This window comes from Parabacteroides sp. AF19-14, assembly GCF_003635485.1.
Classification (GTDB): Bacteria; Bacteroidota; Bacteroidia; order Bacteroidales; family Tannerellaceae; genus Parabacteroides; species Parabacteroides distasonis.
In genome coordinates, this window is the sequence record NZ_QTMJ01000002.1 from 247658 (window position 1) to 265236 (window position 17579).

General features: G+C 43.6%; 13 protein-coding genes. 5 read left to right on the forward strand and 8 right to left on the reverse strand.

The genetic code is table 11. The annotated features are described in order from the left end of the window. Positions 1-78: 78 nt before the first annotated feature. Together DWX33_RS02800 and DWX33_RS02805 are read right to left on the reverse strand one after the other, a co-directional pair. Complete coding sequence (locus DWX33_RS02800) at positions 79-1173, reverse strand: sugar phosphate isomerase/epimerase (RefSeq protein WP_121962105.1); 1095 nt, start codon at positions 1171-1173, stop codon at positions 79-81. 498 nt (positions 1174-1671) lie between these two features. Then, positions 1672-4362, reverse strand: coding sequence for a LamG-like jellyroll fold domain-containing protein (locus DWX33_RS02805; protein ID WP_057326073.1), 2691 nt, complete (start codon positions 4360-4362; stop codon positions 1672-1674). A gap of 71 nt (positions 4363-4433) precedes the next feature. Here DWX33_RS02805 and DWX33_RS02810 point away from each other — a divergent pair, with 71 nt between their 5' ends. After that, positions 4434-4958: a GNAT family N-acetyltransferase gene (locus tag DWX33_RS02810; protein ID WP_048927923.1), complete on the forward strand. Its 525-nt coding sequence runs from the start codon at positions 4434-4436 to the stop codon at positions 4956-4958. A 75-nt stretch (positions 4959-5033) separates the two neighbouring features. On the opposite strand, the gene DWX33_RS02815 is transcribed toward DWX33_RS02810, so the two are convergent. The 6 genes from DWX33_RS02815 to DWX33_RS02840 form a co-directional block, all read right to left on the reverse strand. Beyond that, positions 5034-5516: a hypothetical protein gene (locus tag DWX33_RS02815; RefSeq protein ID WP_005861117.1), complete on the reverse strand. Its 483-nt coding sequence runs from the start codon at positions 5514-5516 to the stop codon at positions 5034-5036. A 6-nt stretch (positions 5517-5522) separates the two neighbouring features. Next, positions 5523-6218, reverse strand: coding sequence for a histidine phosphatase family protein (locus tag DWX33_RS02820; RefSeq protein WP_121772845.1), 696 nt, complete (start codon positions 6216-6218; stop codon positions 5523-5525). Beyond that, positions 6194-6862 (reverse strand): AAA family ATPase, encoded by a 669-nt coding sequence (locus DWX33_RS02825; RefSeq protein ID WP_122378470.1) that lies wholly within the window; start codon positions 6860-6862, stop codon positions 6194-6196. The genes DWX33_RS02820 and DWX33_RS02825 overlap by 25 nt, the downstream gene beginning before the upstream one ends. After that, positions 6840-7661, reverse strand: a complete 822-nt coding sequence (locus tag DWX33_RS02830) for a manno-octulosonate cytidylyltransferase (protein WP_034527660.1) — start codon at positions 7659-7661, stop codon at positions 6840-6842. The genes DWX33_RS02825 and DWX33_RS02830 overlap by 23 nt, the downstream gene beginning before the upstream one ends. A gap of 11 nt (positions 7662-7672) precedes the next feature. Further along, positions 7673-8932 (reverse strand): sialidase family protein, encoded by a 1260-nt coding sequence (locus DWX33_RS02835; protein WP_122378502.1) that lies wholly within the window; start codon positions 8930-8932, stop codon positions 7673-7675. A gap of 223 nt (positions 8933-9155) precedes the next feature. Continuing rightward, positions 9156-12722 carry a DUF6383 domain-containing protein gene (locus tag DWX33_RS02840; RefSeq protein ID WP_122379801.1) on the reverse strand — a complete coding sequence of 1189 codons (3567 nt, stop codon included), beginning with the start codon at positions 12720-12722 and terminating at the stop codon, positions 9156-9158. Positions 12723-13742: 1020 nt separating this feature from the next. Between DWX33_RS02840 and DWX33_RS02845 the strand changes: the two genes are divergently transcribed. From DWX33_RS02845 to DWX33_RS02860, 4 genes are all read left to right on the forward strand, one after another. Further along, entirely contained in the window at positions 13743-14660 is a 918-nt protein-coding gene (locus DWX33_RS02845; protein WP_122379802.1) for an Rpn family recombination-promoting nuclease/putative transposase, read from the forward strand. A 125-nt stretch (positions 14661-14785) separates the two neighbouring features. After that, the gene (gene surE, locus DWX33_RS02850) at positions 14786-15553 is read left to right on the forward strand and encodes a 5'/3'-nucleotidase SurE (RefSeq protein WP_122379803.1); all 768 of its coding nucleotides are present in this window, start codon (positions 14786-14788) and stop codon (positions 15551-15553) included. Between the two features lie 17 nt (positions 15554-15570). Further along, positions 15571-16704 carry a lipid-A-disaccharide synthase gene (lpxB, locus tag DWX33_RS02855; RefSeq protein WP_121961253.1) on the forward strand — a complete coding sequence of 378 codons (1134 nt, stop codon included), beginning with the start codon at positions 15571-15573 and terminating at the stop codon, positions 16702-16704. 94 nt (positions 16705-16798) lie between these two features. Then, positions 16799-17560, forward strand: a complete 762-nt coding sequence (locus DWX33_RS02860) for a NigD-like protein (protein WP_005866685.1) — start codon at positions 16799-16801, stop codon at positions 17558-17560. Positions 17561-17579 lie beyond the last annotated feature (19 nt).

Consider the following 17579-nt stretch of genomic DNA (forward strand, 5'->3'; position numbering starts at 1 on the left):
AATAAAGGGTCGGCTCCATCAGGAACCGGCCCTTTCGTTATACCTATTAATGACATACCAAAGACAACATTCTATAATCTACATCAATATTTGTCGAGCATATTTCACGCAAGTGCCTACCTCTTTCACGGAGTCAGACCAAGGCTTGATATCATATTCCAGTTCTATATCGCAATAGATAGGCCATTTCTCTTGTTTGATCAACAAGAGCACGTCTTCCAACGGCATCTCCCCTTGTCCCCATACTTGATTCGTATTCGGCTGGTCCCCTGTCGTAGGCCCCGTCTTGTCTTTCAAGTGGATACTATAGATCCGATCATGATATTTCTTGATCATCTCATTCGGGTGGATACCTGTAGAGCCAAAGAAGTGGCCTGCGTCAAAATTCAACATAATAGAAGGAGAGACCGCTAAGATCGGATCGCAACTAAACCCTTCTTCGGCATATTGCATATGATTATGGAAAGCCATATACATCCCATGCTTCTCGGCAAATGGAGCGACTCTTTTCGCCGTCTCCAAATTAATCTCGTCCGTCACGGCTTTAGCGCCCATGGCCTTGGCTACCTTAAAGGCATAATCGATTTCCTCGTCCGAACCCATACGGGAAGGTTCCATCTTCACGATATGCGCCGATATTCCTGCTTCGTTCAATAACTTACGGGCACCTTCTACCTTTGATAGATCCAACCCGAGACGCCACGCTTTCACCGCTTCCTTATATTTATCGATCTCAGCCTGCTGCTCCGGAGTAAACTTCGGGGGACCCATCCGACGAGGAGCCGCAGGTTTCTCACCCGGTTTCGCCGCGGGTTGAGGAGCTTGCTGACGGAAGAATTTCATCATCGGATTCTCCGGAGCTCCTAAATAAGCTTCCAGATCACCTCCCATCAACTCGATGGAACTGATATTCGCCTCTTGGCAATACTTGATGATATTCTCCAATCCACCCGGCATGGAACGCCAACTATAAGTGATCGTGCCGATTTGCACGCCACCGAACTTCGAGTTAACCTTGCCTGCCTCCGCCGCCGTATCAACCGGAGCGGGAGCCGCCACACTCTTCCCCGTACAAGAGAAAGCACTCGGAAGGAAAGACGCGGCCGCCAAAGCAGCGACCGATCTTCCTAGAAACTCACGTCTGGACTGACCATTGTTCACATCTTTACTCATAACTATTCAGTTTATACATAAATATCAACTCTTAGAAGAAAGGCCCTTACAGACTTCAACCTTTACGATATTCATCGTAAGAAAAAATATATAGTAAAACACAACTTCGCGTCCTCGCTTCCTCGTGCGAAACAACGAGAGCGAATATAGGGAGGAGCAGTAAACCATGAGTTAACGAACGCTAAACAGGACATTAACCTAGGGCTAATTTAAGGCAAATTTCATATCCGCACAAAGCATAATTCACGCAATAACAGCGACATAAATAAATCAAGAAATATTTATAAAAATCTTCGATAAGTCAGAGGCATAGCACCTGCCTCCCTATTCGAAAGGATCGCTATCAGTGGGGTGCATACATTTGTCACTGTAATGCCAGAGGAGTGCCACACGGATGGCACAGGCATGCCATAACGGTGGCACGGTCTTGCCACAACGATGGCACAGGTGTGACAATAGCGATGGCACAGTCTGCCAATGAGCAGGCACACTATAATATTACTGGGGAGATTGCTGACTCATCAGCGAAGACGGTACGACCTGCTCAAAAGAAGAGGTGAAAGCCTCGCCATACATCTCTTGGTATAAAGCGCAAAAGCGGTCGTACACGTAACGGGCCAATTTGAAGTTGTTCTGGTAAATCAAGGCTTTGATCTTATAGAGCAAAGCCTCCTCGTTGCAAGGATCGTTCAGAAGGATCTGGTCTGCTATCTGGATCACCCGATCCGCCTCATCCTCGATCGAGTAAGTGTCGATAAAGCGAGACAAGACATCCACCGTACTATTACAGATATAACTTTTAAAATCATCCATCCAATCAAACGATTCCCCTTTGAACACTTCTCCTTTGCTGATAATATCATAGAAATATTCAAAGTCCGGCTGAGTCCGTACCCGTTTATCTTTCAGCCAATCCAAACAAGCCAAATAATCGCAATAGACATCTTCCGAAAGCTGGAGAATATATCGATTCGCGTTAAATAGGACCTCGACCGTATCGATACGTTCCAATATCTTCCGGAGTTTCAATATAGATACGCTTCGAAGGCTCTTCGTACTTTTCGAGGGGTTGTCATTCCCCCAAATCATCCGTGTCAAGTCCTTGCTCGATATTCCGAAACCTCCACGGGAAGAGTGAAGCATAATCAAGATAAACAGCTGTTTTAATTTGGGGGTAAATAGAGAGGTTATATCATTTCCATCCCGGTCCAACACATAGAACTCTCCAAACAATCGGATATAATTGCGCAGAACCGGAACCTTCTCGATCTCCTCCGGCATCTCTTGCGAAGAACGATCCGGCTCCTCGATTCCGTCCTCGATTCCCTCCTCCGCAACCGTTCCCGCATCAGCCTCATCCTGCCTTGGCTTTTCTTTCACCTTCCGATAGCCTAGATAAGCTATCGAGACCAGAACCATCAAAATCAACCCAATTCCAAGGACATCCAACCAAGTAATCGCATTCGATATATGTAAATCTAATAACTGGTTGCTCAATCCCAATATCTCCTTATCGCTCAACACACGAGACCAAATACAAAGATTATCCAGCACACCCACGAAGTTCGAGGACTGGCTGAAATTCACGAAACCGACATATAAGCTATCACTACCCAGATAAGCCGGACGATCAAAAGAGATCGCGTCCAGTTTTCCATTTACGAATATAGCCTGCTCCCCATTCCGCTTATTATACCGCCATACGACATTATACCATTTGCCCGGCTCGATCTCCGTGTTACCAACCAGATCGTTGTTAAAGAATCCCATATACGGTTTCCGATTCCGTATCAACAGATGCAACGCTTGTTGATAAGTACTGTTCTTAGCTCCCAGAATACAATAATCCTCCTTCTCCGGCAGGTACTTAGGTATTTTCAACCAAACGCCGACAGTGAAATCATGATCCCGCATATGAAGTTCCGAAGCGGTCGGCAAATCCACACGGGCCTGATTCTCCAAGGAAGCGACCTGCCCCCGTATAGGGTCCTGAATAAACTCGACATTCCTAGATACCGTGAGATTATGATTGGACGAACCATCTTTCTCATCGCCCTCAAACGGTAAATAAATCTCTATATCCTCGTCAATCCGCAAAGGTCTAGCCTTAAAATCGCCGGCGAAAGCCTTCCTTTGGGTACCGGAGACATAAACCGTAGCCGGCTCTATCCGATAGCCCGGAGAGATCGGCGAAAGCATCAACTCGGCTCCGGGCTCTAGCGGAAAGCAATATTTACCCGTCGTATAATTAGACATCCCATCCCAATTCACGTAGTTAAGCAACTCATTGTTATTCGTAACCACGCCGTAAATGATATCGAAATTCCGGAAAGTAACCAACGAGACATCCAACCATGCGTAATACTTATCTACCAAGACAAAATTAGGAACCCTTCCATCCCGGATCCACGCTCTTTTAAACGATTCTATTAAATAGGGTGTCTGCCGGGCTAAAGCCGAGATATCATTACTATTTCCCCGGGAAGTCTCCAAGAACTTATATCCGGTAAATAAAGACAAATTCTTTTTCAGCCGCTCATCAAAACTCTCAACCCCTTCCGGTTGGTTTCCCCAATCAGCGTCCGTATGCTCCACGAAATCCCTCATATTATGCAACCATGAAGGACTGTTCAAATGTTTCTGAACCTCGAAAACGACCAGTCGCTTTCCGGAACTCAACATATTTTTCAAGGATGGCCATCCGTTTTTCGTATCATATTCAAGCACATACTCCATCAAGCCTATTTCCTTAAAAGAGGATTCCAGCTCCGTCTCGACATAGAAATCAAGGAAAAGCGTCATAACCTTAGTGGAGTCCGCATCCAAGGCCGTCTTAATGGCTTCCAATGACTCACTAAAAGGGGTAAACGTACCATCAGGTTTCCTTAGTAGCAATACATTTGTCTCCGTATCCCGCTTCAAATAGAAATAAAAGCCTTCGATCTGCTTCCGCAGCAACTCGTCCAAAGAAAGTTTTTCCGGGGAATTGGAGGATAGACAAGAATAATTAGATAGGATATAGACGCTCTCGTTATATAAAAGACCAGCCTCTACATCCTCTTGACGTTGAGAAACCAGACGTTGTGCCGAAAGTAATTCCGGCAGGGTGATTATAAGGCTAACAATTAAACATATATAACGAAACCACGCTATCATCGTATACAATATCTTAATTATAAGATCATCCAAAAATAAAGCTTTAATATGACATGACAATGTTTTTAGATTATTATCTTCGCATCAAAATAAAGCGAAGTCATATGGACATACTAGAAATAACGCGAAAGCAAGATCCTCTCTATCCTACCTTTGAGCAAATATATACGGCAAGTTTCCCTCTATTTGAGCAGCGAACAGAAGAACAACAAGAACAGGCCTTCCAATCTCCCAACTATCATCTAGAGGTTTATCTGAAAGATAACCTCTTTATCGGCTTTATCTCATACTGGGATTTTAGCACCTATGTATATATCGAACATTTCGCCATTCATGAGAACTTCAGAGGACAAGGCTATGGCAGCTTATTACTGGAGGATTTTAATAAACGCCTGAATAAGATCATTTTATTAGAGATCGATCCTATCATGGACGAGGTATCAGCTAACCGGTTAAAGTTCTACAAGAAATGTGGTTTCTTTGAAAACAGTTACGACCACCTCCATCCTCCTTATAGAAACGCCTATCAAGGACATGCGTTAATCATCCTGACAACAGAGAGGCCAATTACTGAAGATGAGTATATCCAATTCTGTTCCGACTTGCGGAATATCGTCATGGCAAATTAAGATATAAATATCAAAGCCCCGATCGTTTCTTCGATCAGGACTTTATTTAATATCACCAGAAGCCGGAAACAGGAACTAAGGAGGACAACACCCTTCCTTTCGTAAATTTTCGCATACATCCCGAATAACCGCATATGGCTTTTTATCATAGCCACTGTCAAAAAATTTTTCCATGGCTTCGACTGTGTCCAGATAAAGCCATGCCCCTTTCTTCAAGCAAATCAATCTTACAAAACGAGCCTCTATTAGTTTCTCCAACTTCATATAGGCTAAAGTATCATAAAAATATTTCACCAAACGTCTCGCCTCGTCATACTCAAAGGCTTTCGGCAAATTATTTTTCATATCACTCTCCCATTGTTCCAACCGATATACCCCCCGCTTTATATCTTTCAATTTACGTAAAGCCAATTTCATGTCCTCCTTCGCATATTGCGAGATAAAGAACAGATACATATCCGAGGTATTTTTAGTGGTAGCCTGTCTTAAAGCATAAAGAGACAAAAGCACACTTAATACACTAACCACCAAAGCTGTTATATTCCATATATCTTCCATGATTTATCATTTAAAGAGTTTATAAGCCTTTATTCCCCAATCCGTACACCTCCAATGATCACCCTCGCAATCAAATATACAAACCCCGCCTGTCGGGACCTTAATATCATGTGTCGCACAGAAATCCTCATAATCTCCCAAAATATAGGGGGAGAAACGCATCACTCCATTGGAAGAGACCAGTAACCAAGTCTCACCATCAGGGATACTAGCCGCCAAATCCTGCCAACCGCTTATCAGTTTCTCTACATCTACGTTCCATCCTAACGGTACCACAGCCTTCTCATTCCATTGGGCGATCACGGAAAGTCCCCTTTCCACGATCCGATCTTCCGTTAGGTCTTTCCGGTCCATTCCCTCCTTTTCTAAATAGAGAGATCCCAAACGTTTTATTACATGATCTTCTACCATATTCTCATCCGGCCCATAATCAATCTCTTTAAGACGTAAGTCTTGAATGATAGGCAAATCCACATTCATTTCCTCCAAGATATAATTAGCGGTCTCCAATGTGCGTTTTAAGGGGGCCGAAATCACCTTGTCGATCACAATCCCCTTTTCACGTAAATAACGTCCCGCAGATCTAGCTCGTTCCTCCTCTACCAGAGGCAAATCAGTTCTAGCTCCAACCCGAGTCGGAGTCTCTCCCGCACGAAACGTATTACCATGCCGTACGATCACAAGTTTTCTACATTTTTCCATGGTTGTATTAATTTAAAGTCATCTACTATTTTTTGATATTCAGGTAACAAATCTATCAAGCAATCCCAACGTTTTTTCACTTGCTCCTCCGGGAAAAAACGATTCCTCCGAGCCAATCTTTTGATAACCATTTCTGGTGTCGCATCGATGCACACCATATGAATCCGATATCCAAGACTCTTTATCTTCTTATACAAATCCACATGTTCTCTCAACGCATTACTATGTTCAAATAAAATAGGCCACCCATTCCTCAATCCCAACAAAAGAAGACGGTAACCTAAAAAACGAGCAGGAAGTTCCCAACGTAAGAACGCTTTCTCCCTATCTAGCGAGTAATCCGCTTGATACCCGGATAATACCTCCATAATAGCGTCGAAAGCGATATGCAAACAAGGTCCATTCTCTGATAGCCATTCCTCCGCCCAATACGATTTACCGGATGCGGGTATACCACATATATTCAAGAGTAAGGGTGATTCCGATGTCCGCATATCCACCTTTTGGCTGTCTACCCAACAGTCAAAATCCATCCATACCGGACCAGCATCACAGCCAGAAGGTAGAACCTCCTCCAAAGTATGGTAGGGAGATAAAATAGAATCTACGATTCCATCTAAGTCACGAAAGATCGAACTCTCCATACTTCTCAAGTATTTCCTCAACCCGTTTGACATCTTCCGGGGAATCAACCCCGCTTGTTGTCTCACGTCCCCGATAATCGACGTCTACGACCCTCATTTTGATGCCATTCTCTAAGAAGCGCATCTGTTCCAATCCTTCTATATAAGAGCGTTCATACACAGACGGAGGTAATGAGAAATAAGACTCGAGGGCTCGACCGCTATACGCATATAAACCCACATGCCGCCTGACAGGGCTTTTAGGCAAAAGATCCCTAGCCTGATCCTCCTTACGGATAGCGGGTATGGTTTGTTTCGAAAAAGCTAAGGCATATCCCAGCCGATCCACCAATACCGTCGTGCCGGAATAAGGGGTTTCCTTTTTCATCGCCAGTAATTGATCGTATTCGCTCCATCCCAACAAGACCGAGGCGGTAAGGACATCCGCCTTCTCCTTTCTCCATGTATCAATCAGATCTTGCAAGATCCAAGGAGGACACGTGGGATTATCGCCTTGCAGATTTATTATCAGTCCGGGATTGGTGTCCTGTTTCCTTACCGCCTCATAGCAACGTTCCGTACCACTTTTACAATTCGTGGAAGTCATCATCACCGGAATCTCCCGGGATTCGCAAAACGAGACGATGCGCTCATCATCCGTAGCTACCAAATAAGAACAAGACTCATTTTTGCGACATACAAAATCCGCTATATCCGAGACCCGTTTTATCATCTCTATACCTTTAATCTTAACCAAAGGCTTACCCGGCAACCGGCTTGAATCATACCGAGCCGGTATTACAATCAGTACTTTTTCCATAATCACTTCATTTAATAGATTAACATTCTAAACCGTTTAATTTTATAATATGTAATACAATCAGAGTATTGAGGGTCCTTTGTATGATCATCCGCCGCACGGCAAACCACGTGCATATCCTCACCTACGATACATAACGAAGGATAATTTCTTGAATATAATTCATTCCCTTGGCAAGCGATCATCCCAGCCATACACCAGTCCACACAATTCTTCGAGAATAATAATTGTAAACGATGCCTCTCATTATTCGGGAGTCCATACCGGGAAGTCTCAGGTAATGAGCTTATCGTCCGCATAGAATCGAAAGATTGATTGGATGCCATCCAATACAACCGGGATATTTCATCATACACTATAAAGAATTTCAAATGGCCACCGGGAAAGGGCAAGAAAAGCAAGGTCTGTCCGGAAGGAGTCTCTTGAAAGCCGGTTACCATCTGGCCGTTCTTATCTTCCCTCACTTTTAATAAACAAGCGTATCCAATCCCTCCGGTATGCGCACGAAGAAACATATGGAACGTTTTCCCCTCCGGATCATACCAAATATGATGTTTATCCTTTATTTGAACCACTTGAGCCTCCAGCCATCCAGTGGGCGCATTAAAACGACCGGGAGCCAATTCCAGCGGCTTATTGGTCAATGACTCGTAAAAAGGAATGCCAACCCCTCCCGGGAAATGTACCTTATCCCTGAAAACAAAAGGATCGGAACTTCGCCAAGAAGACGCATCCAGTAAATCATCGTGAATAGAGCAAGATAGCAAGGTAGGGCTCAAACCCGCCACATTCCAGCCTTCTATCTCCGAGTTATAAAAACGCTGTTCCATCGCCAAGTAAACCCGCTCGTTAGCGAAAAGAACATTACAGGCAGAAGAATGCCATTTCTCACCTTGGGAGAGAAACGAGGGAACGCTCCACGTATTCCCATCATCTTCCGAGCATATAATACATAAATCGCCCGCGTTTCCTATGATATATATCTTTTCCCCTATACAAAAAGGGCGGGCATGCCAAAAATTAAAATCCGAGATAAAACACCAACTAGCGCCTTGGTCGTCCGATACAAAAATCTTACCGATACCTAACCGTCTTGTCCTTTCCGTGTACAGCTGCGAAGAAGCATAGATTTCTTTTACCCCCTTGCCGCCCAAGTCGAAAGTCACGACCAAGCGTCCCGTCGAAGTCACGGTGATTCCGGGAGTATAACAATAAATGTCTTCCGGACTAATTGATTTATAGATCAATGTTTCTTGAGTAGATATAAGCATAGCAAGAGATTTAAAAGTACAAAAAAAGGTCACGACATTTCTTCACAGAAGTTCTCGTGACCTGAGCTTTTAATTTATTACTTTAGTATTAATACTCCCGCATGTTCTACCATCGCGGTGTACTTGAAGAGTCTATCTCCACACGGGAATTTCAGAATTATAAATATCTTCTTAAAGGAAGAGATGGGGGAACCCCCATCTCTTGACCTATCTATTTGTTTAATTATTTAACAACCACTTTAACAGCTTCCTCACCATCAACAGCTACAGCTACGATACCGGCAGGTACGGCAATTGTTGCGTTATCAGATGTAAGAACTGTCTCAGCGACTACCTTACCTAAGATGTTAGAGATAACTACTGATTTACCAGCGGCACCTTGGATAGTTACAGTACCATTACCAGCTACTACAGATACACCCTCAACATTGTTGATGTTATCATTAGATGTAACCATATCTTCTTCATCCTTCTGAGCGACATTAAAGATTAATGCGCCATCACCATTGGTCTTTGCGGAAGAGAACTGTGAATTGATATCTGTCAGTACCAAACAACCATTATGCATTTTCAACCATGCGGCAGCATATGTCGGAGCGATAGCACGATCAGCGTCACCATTTACGGTTCTATAATTTTGATCTTTCTCGCCATAAACATTAGACTCGAACAAGAATGCGTTCTCTGCACCTTCTTCTGTTACGGCACCAGCCTTATCCGGGTTAATATAACGGAATGACCAAGTTACATTCTTATGTTTGTCACCAACCAAGTCTACGATGAAGTTTTCCAGCTTAGCTTTCTTATAGTTAGCGATGATTGTCGCCGTATCTAACTTAGCCGGTTCTACATTCTCGAAACCATTTGTCAATACGAACAAGCTGTCACCAGCATGGATAGCCTTAACAAAACCTACACGGGTATAGCTGCTATTAGCACTAGAATTCGTTGTGAACATATAAGGATTAACCTTAGCCTCTCTATCGATGAACGCTTGGGCAGAGTCTGAGAAGTTAACCAAGTATTTGCCATAAGCGAAGCCAGCACGACCATGTTGAGCATGAACACACTTAGAAGGATCTGTTGTAATGTTACCGTTAGCGTCAACGTGAGGACCAGCCTCTGTACAAGGAACTGTCTCAACACCCTCTTGGTCGTCACGAGCCACAGAGATCAAATATTGAGGTTTGATATTTCCAAGACCACGATTCAACCAAGCCGTATCAATACGGAACGCTAATTTACCCTCAGCCTTATCCTTATTCCAGATACCAGCGTAATCAACAGTTTCCGTAGTCAAGTTCGGGTTCCACTCATCCATTAAGTACTCATTACGAACGCTCTCAACGAATGTCAAGCTATCAGGACCGTCATTTACATTCTCACCAAGAGCGGCGTTGTTGAAGCGACGGTACAAAGGAGAATCATCCATTGCTACGGCGAAAGCAGATGTACGAACCTCGTCATAGCCATTGAATTTATCATTCAAAGAACCTTGAGTCAAATCCAAAGTGTTGTCATCAACAGAGACCTTTAATGAGGCATAAGCACGTGAATTCCACTGGGAATCCGCAACTTTAGCTAAAACAATTTTCCCCTCTGTATTAGCTTGATAGGTATAATAATCTACTTTACTATTATCAGCGACTAACACATTACCGTCTTTATCATATATAGGAACAGTAACGGCATATGAAGCTCCAGCATAAGGTAATAAATAACCAGATCCATCGTAAGAAGCGGAACCACCATCCGGTGTATACATTGCTTCAAATGTCTTAACACCTGTATCAGTGGTCTTCTTTCCAGCAAACGCCTTCGGATACCATGCCTGTGCCTGTGTTTGGTTCATAGAGGAAGAACGCAAATTAGCCTCAACCAAAGTATAATATTCTTTTCCTTCGATATCATTATTCTCTTTCAAGAAATAATCAGTAGGATAAGTCTTCATCATATACTTCTTCGTTGTCCCGTCATAAGTCAAATAACGGCCTTTTCCGTCCGTGATACGGTAAACATTTCTTACCAAACCATCGCCATAACCATACTTATCGTCTTTAACAACCACTTGTAAGCGGAAACTTGCTTTAGCTCCAGTCTCATCTACACGTACAATAGAATCCTTCCCTGACGGAACATTAAGATATTTATCTAATGCCAATCCATGCAAATAGTTAAACAGATAAGTTTGAACCTTAGCTTCATTTTCTGATACATACTTATATCCCAGTTTAGCATCCTTTACAAGATCCTCGTCAACTTTAATAAAGCTAACCGTATCCTTTTGGTTTCCATTAAAATAGAATACCTCATTAGCACTACCCTCTACTGCGAATAATTGCATATCAGAAGGAATTTGATAAGAAGTCTTATAGCTATCATCAGAGAACTCACGGTTCGTAATTGAGATCGGCGCAATAGAAGATGTACCTTTCTTTTCTACTACCCATTGAGCAGCCGGCATATGCTTGAACTCTTGGTTACGAGCTTGAGCAGCCCAACCGAAATAACCAGCCAAATTAGCGAATACATAAGAACCTACCTTTTCTGTATTGTAAGAACCACCAGCCTTATACTGGATCAAGTATACACCAGAAGGAATAGTTGTCAATGTCAAGTTAGTATAATCAGCGGTAGTCTTCACCGTGATATTCTGTGAAGCAGGAGTATTTCCATGAGAAGCTTCTGTCTTATCGGTATTTACGGTCAAAACATTCGTACCGTCCAACTTAGCCATGTAGATATACTTATTGCTTCTGGATATAACATCACTACCAGTCCAAGTGGAATTATTATTAGTCTTAACATATTCCTTGAACTGCTCATCTGTCTTAGCGGGGGTAAAAGATTCCTTTGTCAGTTGATCCACAACTTTTTCTACTTGGACATACAATTTATCATCCTTTACATTATAAGTAAATTTGAAATTGTAAGAGCCTGCCTCACGGCCATCCGCACCGAGTAAAGCATAGGTATACTTCAAGAGCTGTCCGCTAGTTTCCGTACCCTCATAATAGGCTGTATCGACAACAAGATAGGCTTTCTGATCCTTACCGTCCTTATCCTTAAGTTTCTTGTCTTTCGCCTGCAACTTCACGAATTGGCTACCTTGGATAGCTTCAGCATGAAGGCCTGTAGCGGTCAAATGGTTTACCTTACTTTTTGACACCTCAGGATTCATGTTCAAAGCGAAAAAATTATCGTCAGAATCCATGGAACACATCAAAGTGTTCAAATCCCTAGCAGTCAATGGTATCTCTCCGCTCAACACCGTACCTTCAACAACCAAAGCCGTAGAAGGAACTTTGGCAACCTTATCCTTAAATAACTTACCTGTTGAATTGAAATATACGACAGAGTCCTTAGCGAAATAAGAAATCATAACACCATTCTTATCGAATGTCCACTCTGAAACACTTCCGCTACCTAATGTTACTTTAGCATCACCATTCACCAAGGTACCATCTTCTTTTGTATAAGAAGCGGAAGCTGGATCCACCGACAGTGACATGCCAGTTACTTTGTTTACGAAAGAATAAACAACAGCACCAGAAGTTGTTTTTGTAGAGACTTTCCAAGTTGCAGCAACAACGTCACTCAAAGTTTGAGTGCTAATACCATCATACTCCAACTTTCCATAATCAGAAGATTGCTTATCTGTATTTGCATACAAGTAGTCTGTACCTGCTTTCAGCAAATAAGATTTGCCATTCTCCATAGGCACAGCGCCTGCGGAGAACGCAGATGCCAGCATTACACCGGCAAGAAGCGTAGAAATCTTTTTGTTCATAATAAATAAATTAATATTAATACTAGTGTTTATTAAGATAATCAACCTGTTAGACTAATTGAAAATCGTCGTTTGCCATTAAAAACGACTAGTCTAAACGATCGTCTAAATCTTGCGTTTTTTGAGCGTCGAAACGGGAGGTTCGTTGAAGGAATCGCTTGTTTCGTGAAGGATAACCTATCCTATTGATAAGAAAGAGAATAAGCGATAAAAAAATCGTCTGGAAGGGTTGCATGTATCGAAGAAACGCGTACCTTTGCAAATGACTAAAAGAATCGATCGTTTAAACTAGTCGTTTCTATACTAGAAAAATATTTATTAATCATATAAACTTTACTCTCCTATACTAATGTACACACGTACATTTATATCTATATCAAAATATAACACTTTGACATCTTGTATTCTTAACTCCCGGAGAATCGAATTTTTTAGGCTCACCCGATAAATCGTGGGGATAATCTCGCAATGTACTTTTATCTACACTTCAATTTGTTTATCGCACGTTTCACGTCAGCCAACTTGCTTTATGTCAGTGATATGTTGTGAAGGATGTGAAAGGGAGCGCAGAGATGCCTACGAAGAGTTGTTACCGTTGAGCCTTTCTATTGAATACAAACATTATCGGCAGTAGCTTGCTCTATCTGCCCATGAAATCGTTTCACGGTTGTGATACAATCTTTTCACCTATGCGAAACGATTGTATCACGTAGGTGAAAAGATCTCTTCACGAATGTGAAATGATCAGATCATGTAGTGCCTGGCCATACTATCCCTTGGTGGAATATACATTCAGGAAAATTATCCCCACGATTTATCGGCTGATCCGGTATTTGAAGTAGTTACATTATGCCTCTCAAAAAACACGTACGAGTTTTTCGAAAAAACTCGTACGTGTTTTCTTAAAAGCTAAAACGATGCCTATCCTATTAAAAAAGTAGTATCTTTACAACCGGAAGACAGGGTGCCCCGTCTTATTATACTATTATTCATTATTAATCACTGAAACCTATAAACACTATGGGAAAATTTATCAATCCCTTCACCGATTTCGGCTTCAAGCACATATTCGGTAGGGAAATGGACAAGGACATACTAATCGAGTTCCTGAACGACCTCCTCGAAGGGGAGCATACGATCATGGACTTGAGAATCATGAACAATGAGCGATTGCCCGAGACAGAGCAAGGAAGGAAAGTCATCTTTGACATTCATTGCGAGACCGACAAGGGCGAACGGATCATAATCGAGATGCAGAACAGGGAACAGCCCCACTTCAAGGACAGGGCCTTGTATTACCTCTCGCACTCGGTGGTGGAACAGGGGATAAAGGGAACATGGGACTATGAGCTGACGGCCGTGTACGGTGTTTTTTTCTTGAACTTCACGCTAGACGAGGAGAACAGGCCAAACAATAACAGGAACGAAGGAAAGTTCCGAAGGGACATCGTGCTGGCGGACCGAGAGAACGGACAGGTATTCAACCCCAAGTTCCGCCAGATCTATATTGAGCTTCCCCGATTCAACAAAGAGGAGGAAGAATGCGAGACCGATTTTGAACGTTGGATTTATGTACTAAAGCATATGGACACATTAGACAGAATGCCATTCAAGGCACGCAAGGCCATATTCGAGCGGTTGGAACGCATCGGATCCATGGCGAACCTAACACCCAAGCAACGGAAGCAGTACGAGGCGGAGTGGAAGATGTATAATGATTATTATAACACCTTGGACTTCGCCGTCGAGAAAGGCATGAAAAAAGGGATGGAAGAAGGCATGGAAAAAGGATTGCAAAAAGGAAAAGCCGAAGGAAAAGCTGAAGGACGACAGGAAGAGAAACACTCCATAGCACTTAATCTTAAGAAATTAGGAGTTAGTATAGAGCAAATCGCCTTTGCCACCGGCCTCTCCATAGAAGAAATAGAGAAACTATAATAATCTGAGACCTTTCGCCTGATCAACAACTGATTAGGCGAAAGGACAACTCCCATCCCTCACGCCCCAACCATTGTTCGCAAATTATTGTTACCTTTGTACGACAACTATAAGGATAAAACGATATGACAAACGAGAGACCGTTGATTCTGATCACGAATGATGATGGCGTATGGGCCAAAGGTATTAACGAATTGATTGAGTGCCTGAAAGATCTAGGCGATTTGGTGGTATTCGCTCCCGATGGACCTCGTTCCGGGATGGGTAGTGCCATTACATCTTTAGTTCCTATCAAGTATACCTTGTTGAAAAAGGAGGAAGGACTTACCATCTATAGTTGCACCGGGACACCGGTTGATTGCGTTAAATTAGCGATTAATGAGGTTTTGGAGCGCAAGCCCGATCTGTTAGTCTCCGGTATCAACCACGGGGGGAATATGGCTATCTGCGTAAATTATTCCGGAACGATGGGTGCCGCCGCCGAGGGCTGTATTTTCAACGTCCCTTCCATGGGTGTATCCTTACTGGACCATGCGGCCGATGCCGACTTCTCCGAATGCTGCCGTCTTGGACGTATGCTGGCACGCCGGGTATTAAAAGAAGGCTTACCGCACGGAACCTACTTAAACCTCAACGTGCCGAAGCTACCGCAAGTGAAAGGATTGAAAGTTTGTCGCCAAGCTGACGGTCGTTGGGTACGTGAATTCAAGCGTTCCGAGAACGCCAGCGGAGAGCCCGTATTCTGGTTGACAGGAGCTTTCGAAAGCGCCAAACCCATCCACCCGGACAATGATATGCTTGCGCTGGACAGCGGATACGCCTCCCTAGTCCCCTGCAAGATCGACGTTACGGACTACGACTTCATGGCCACCCTAAACAACTGGACCTTTTAATTTTCAATTCTCAATTCATGAAGTATTACCTGATAGCCGGAGAAGCCTCCGGAGACCTGCACGCCTCGAATTTGATGGCAGCCTTGAAAGAGAATGACCCGAAGGCCGAGTTCCGCTTTCTGGGCGGCGATCTGATGAGAGCCGTCGGAGGAACTCTTGTCAAACATTACCGGGAGATGGCGTTCATGGGCTTTATCCCGGTATTGCTGAACTTGCGCACCATCTTAAATAACATGAGGACGTGCCAAGAGGATATCCGCCGCTATCAGCCAGATGTCGTCATTTTAATTGACTATCCGGGATTCAACCTGAAGATCGCCAAATACGTGAAAACCCAGTTGGGACTCCCGGTATATTACTATATATCCCCCAAGATATGGGCCTGGAAACAATACCGCATCAGGGACTTCCGGCGTTATGTAGATCGTATGTTCTGCATCCTGCCGTTCGAGACCGAGTTTTTCCGGAAGCTTAATTATTCGGTAGATTACGTAGGAAATCCTTCTGTAGACTCCGTCGCCTATTACAAGGAGCATCAAGCGATTCCCAAAGATGCATTTATCAAAGAGGAAGGATTGGCCGACAAGCCTATCCTCGCCTTGCTATCCGGTAGCCGCAAACAAGAGATCAAGGATAATTTACCGACCATGCTGAAAGTAGCCTCCGCATATCCCGACTACCAGCCGGTAATAGCCGGAGCGCCGGGCATCGATCCCGCCTACTATCAAGAATACATAGGCTCTTATCCCGCCAAGATCGTGTTCGGTAAAACCTATCCCTTGCTACAACATAGCGCCGCCGCCTTGGTAACCTCCGGCACGGCAACCTTGGAAACCGCCCTGTTCCGGGTTCCGCAAGTCGTTTGCTACTATGTCGTGGCCGGACAGTTGGCCAGCTTTATTTTCAAGCATTTCTTCCATACGAAATACATATCCCTCGTGAACCTGATCGGGGGACGGGAGATCGTACAGGAACTATTTGGAGCCCGCTTCTCCGAATCGCAAATACAAGACGAGCTAGGACGTATCCTACAAGATCCAGCCTATCGAAAACGAATGCTAGACGGATACGACGAGATTATCCATACGCTAGGAATGCCCGGGGCTTCAAAGCGTACGGCACGGCTAATCGTTGAATCCCTTGGTTCTTAACATCTTTTATTAACGTCTTTTGCAGCATTTCACCCCGAACTTACATCTTTCCTCATAGAACGATGAAATGTGAACTTTTTAAGAAACAAAAGGAATGAAGACGTTGAGAGCTTTTTTATTGGTTATCGGGATCGCTTTAGTATCCCTTACCCTACCCTCTTGCTTAGATGACGATGACTCGTATTCTTTAGGTGATATCTGGATAGCGGTCGCTACCGTAGTACCGGAAGGCAATAACGTATATTACTTACGGCTGGACGACGGAGATAAGCTATGGCCCGCCGCCACGAACTATCCGAACTATCAGCCGAAGCCTAACCAACGTGCCTTGGTGAACTTCACGATATTGGCGGATTCCACCCAAAGTAATCTAGGAGGTTTCTCCCATTATGTCAAGGTTAACGCGATCCATAACATCCTTACGAAATCCATCGCTAAGAACGAGGGAGCGGCTAATGATTCGATCTATGGTACGGACCCGGTAAGTATTTATGAGAATAACATGTGGATCGGAGACGGATATTTGAATATCTATTTCGAGACACTCTGGGGAGGCAAGACCGCCCACTTTATCAACCTGATCCAACCGGATGCCGAGAATGATCCTTATACGCTGGAGTTTAGGCATAACGCTTACGATGATCCCCAATATACGATCGGGGCCGGACGTGTGGCGTTCAATTTGTCTTCCTTGCCGGATACCAAAGGAGAGACGGTCGATCTTGTCGTAAACTATTGGACTTCCGAAGGGAAACAGGCTTATAAATTAAAATATAATTCGGATAAGACCAAAATGGAGGATACTTCGCAAGGCTATACGAACGATAGTATCTCCAATATAACGGACATGAAATAAACCTTCCCACATAACTTTT

What these genes read in the sequence shown, in the direction of transcription:
- DWX33_RS02800 (WP_121962105.1), bottom strand. Translation starts at nt 1,173, where the DNA reads ATGAGTAAAGATGTGAACAATGGTCAGTCCAGACGTGAGTTTCTAGGA.
- DWX33_RS02810 (WP_048927923.1), top strand. Translation starts at nt 4,434, where the DNA reads ATGGACATACTAGAAATAACGCGAAAGCAAGATCCTCTCTATCCTACC.
- DWX33_RS02815 (WP_005861117.1), bottom strand. Translation starts at nt 5,516, where the DNA reads ATGGAAGATATATGGAATATAACAGCTTTGGTGGTTAGTGTATTAAGT.
- DWX33_RS02820 (WP_121772845.1), bottom strand. Translation starts at nt 6,218, where the DNA reads ATGGAAAAATGTAGAAAACTTGTGATCGTACGGCATGGTAATACGTTT.
- DWX33_RS02825 (WP_122378470.1), bottom strand. Translation starts at nt 6,862, where the DNA reads ATGGAGAGTTCGATCTTTCGTGACTTAGATGGAATCGTAGATTCTATT.
- DWX33_RS02830 (WP_034527660.1), bottom strand. Translation starts at nt 7,661, where the DNA reads ATGGAAAAAGTACTGATTGTAATACCGGCTCGGTATGATTCAAGCCGG.
- DWX33_RS02835 (WP_122378502.1), bottom strand. Translation starts at nt 8,932, where the DNA reads ATGCTTATATCTACTCAAGAAACATTGATCTATAAATCAATTAGTCCG.
- DWX33_RS02840 (WP_122379801.1), bottom strand. Translation starts at nt 12,722, where the DNA reads ATGAACAAAAAGATTTCTACGCTTCTTGCCGGTGTAATGCTGGCATCT.
- DWX33_RS02845 (WP_122379802.1), top strand. Translation starts at nt 13,743, where the DNA reads ATGGGAAAATTTATCAATCCCTTCACCGATTTCGGCTTCAAGCACATA.
- surE (WP_122379803.1), top strand. Translation starts at nt 14,786, where the DNA reads ATGACAAACGAGAGACCGTTGATTCTGATCACGAATGATGATGGCGTA.
- lpxB (WP_121961253.1), top strand. Translation starts at nt 15,571, where the DNA reads ATGAAGTATTACCTGATAGCCGGAGAAGCCTCCGGAGACCTGCACGCC.
- DWX33_RS02860 (WP_005866685.1), top strand. Translation starts at nt 16,799, where the DNA reads ATGAAGACGTTGAGAGCTTTTTTATTGGTTATCGGGATCGCTTTAGTA.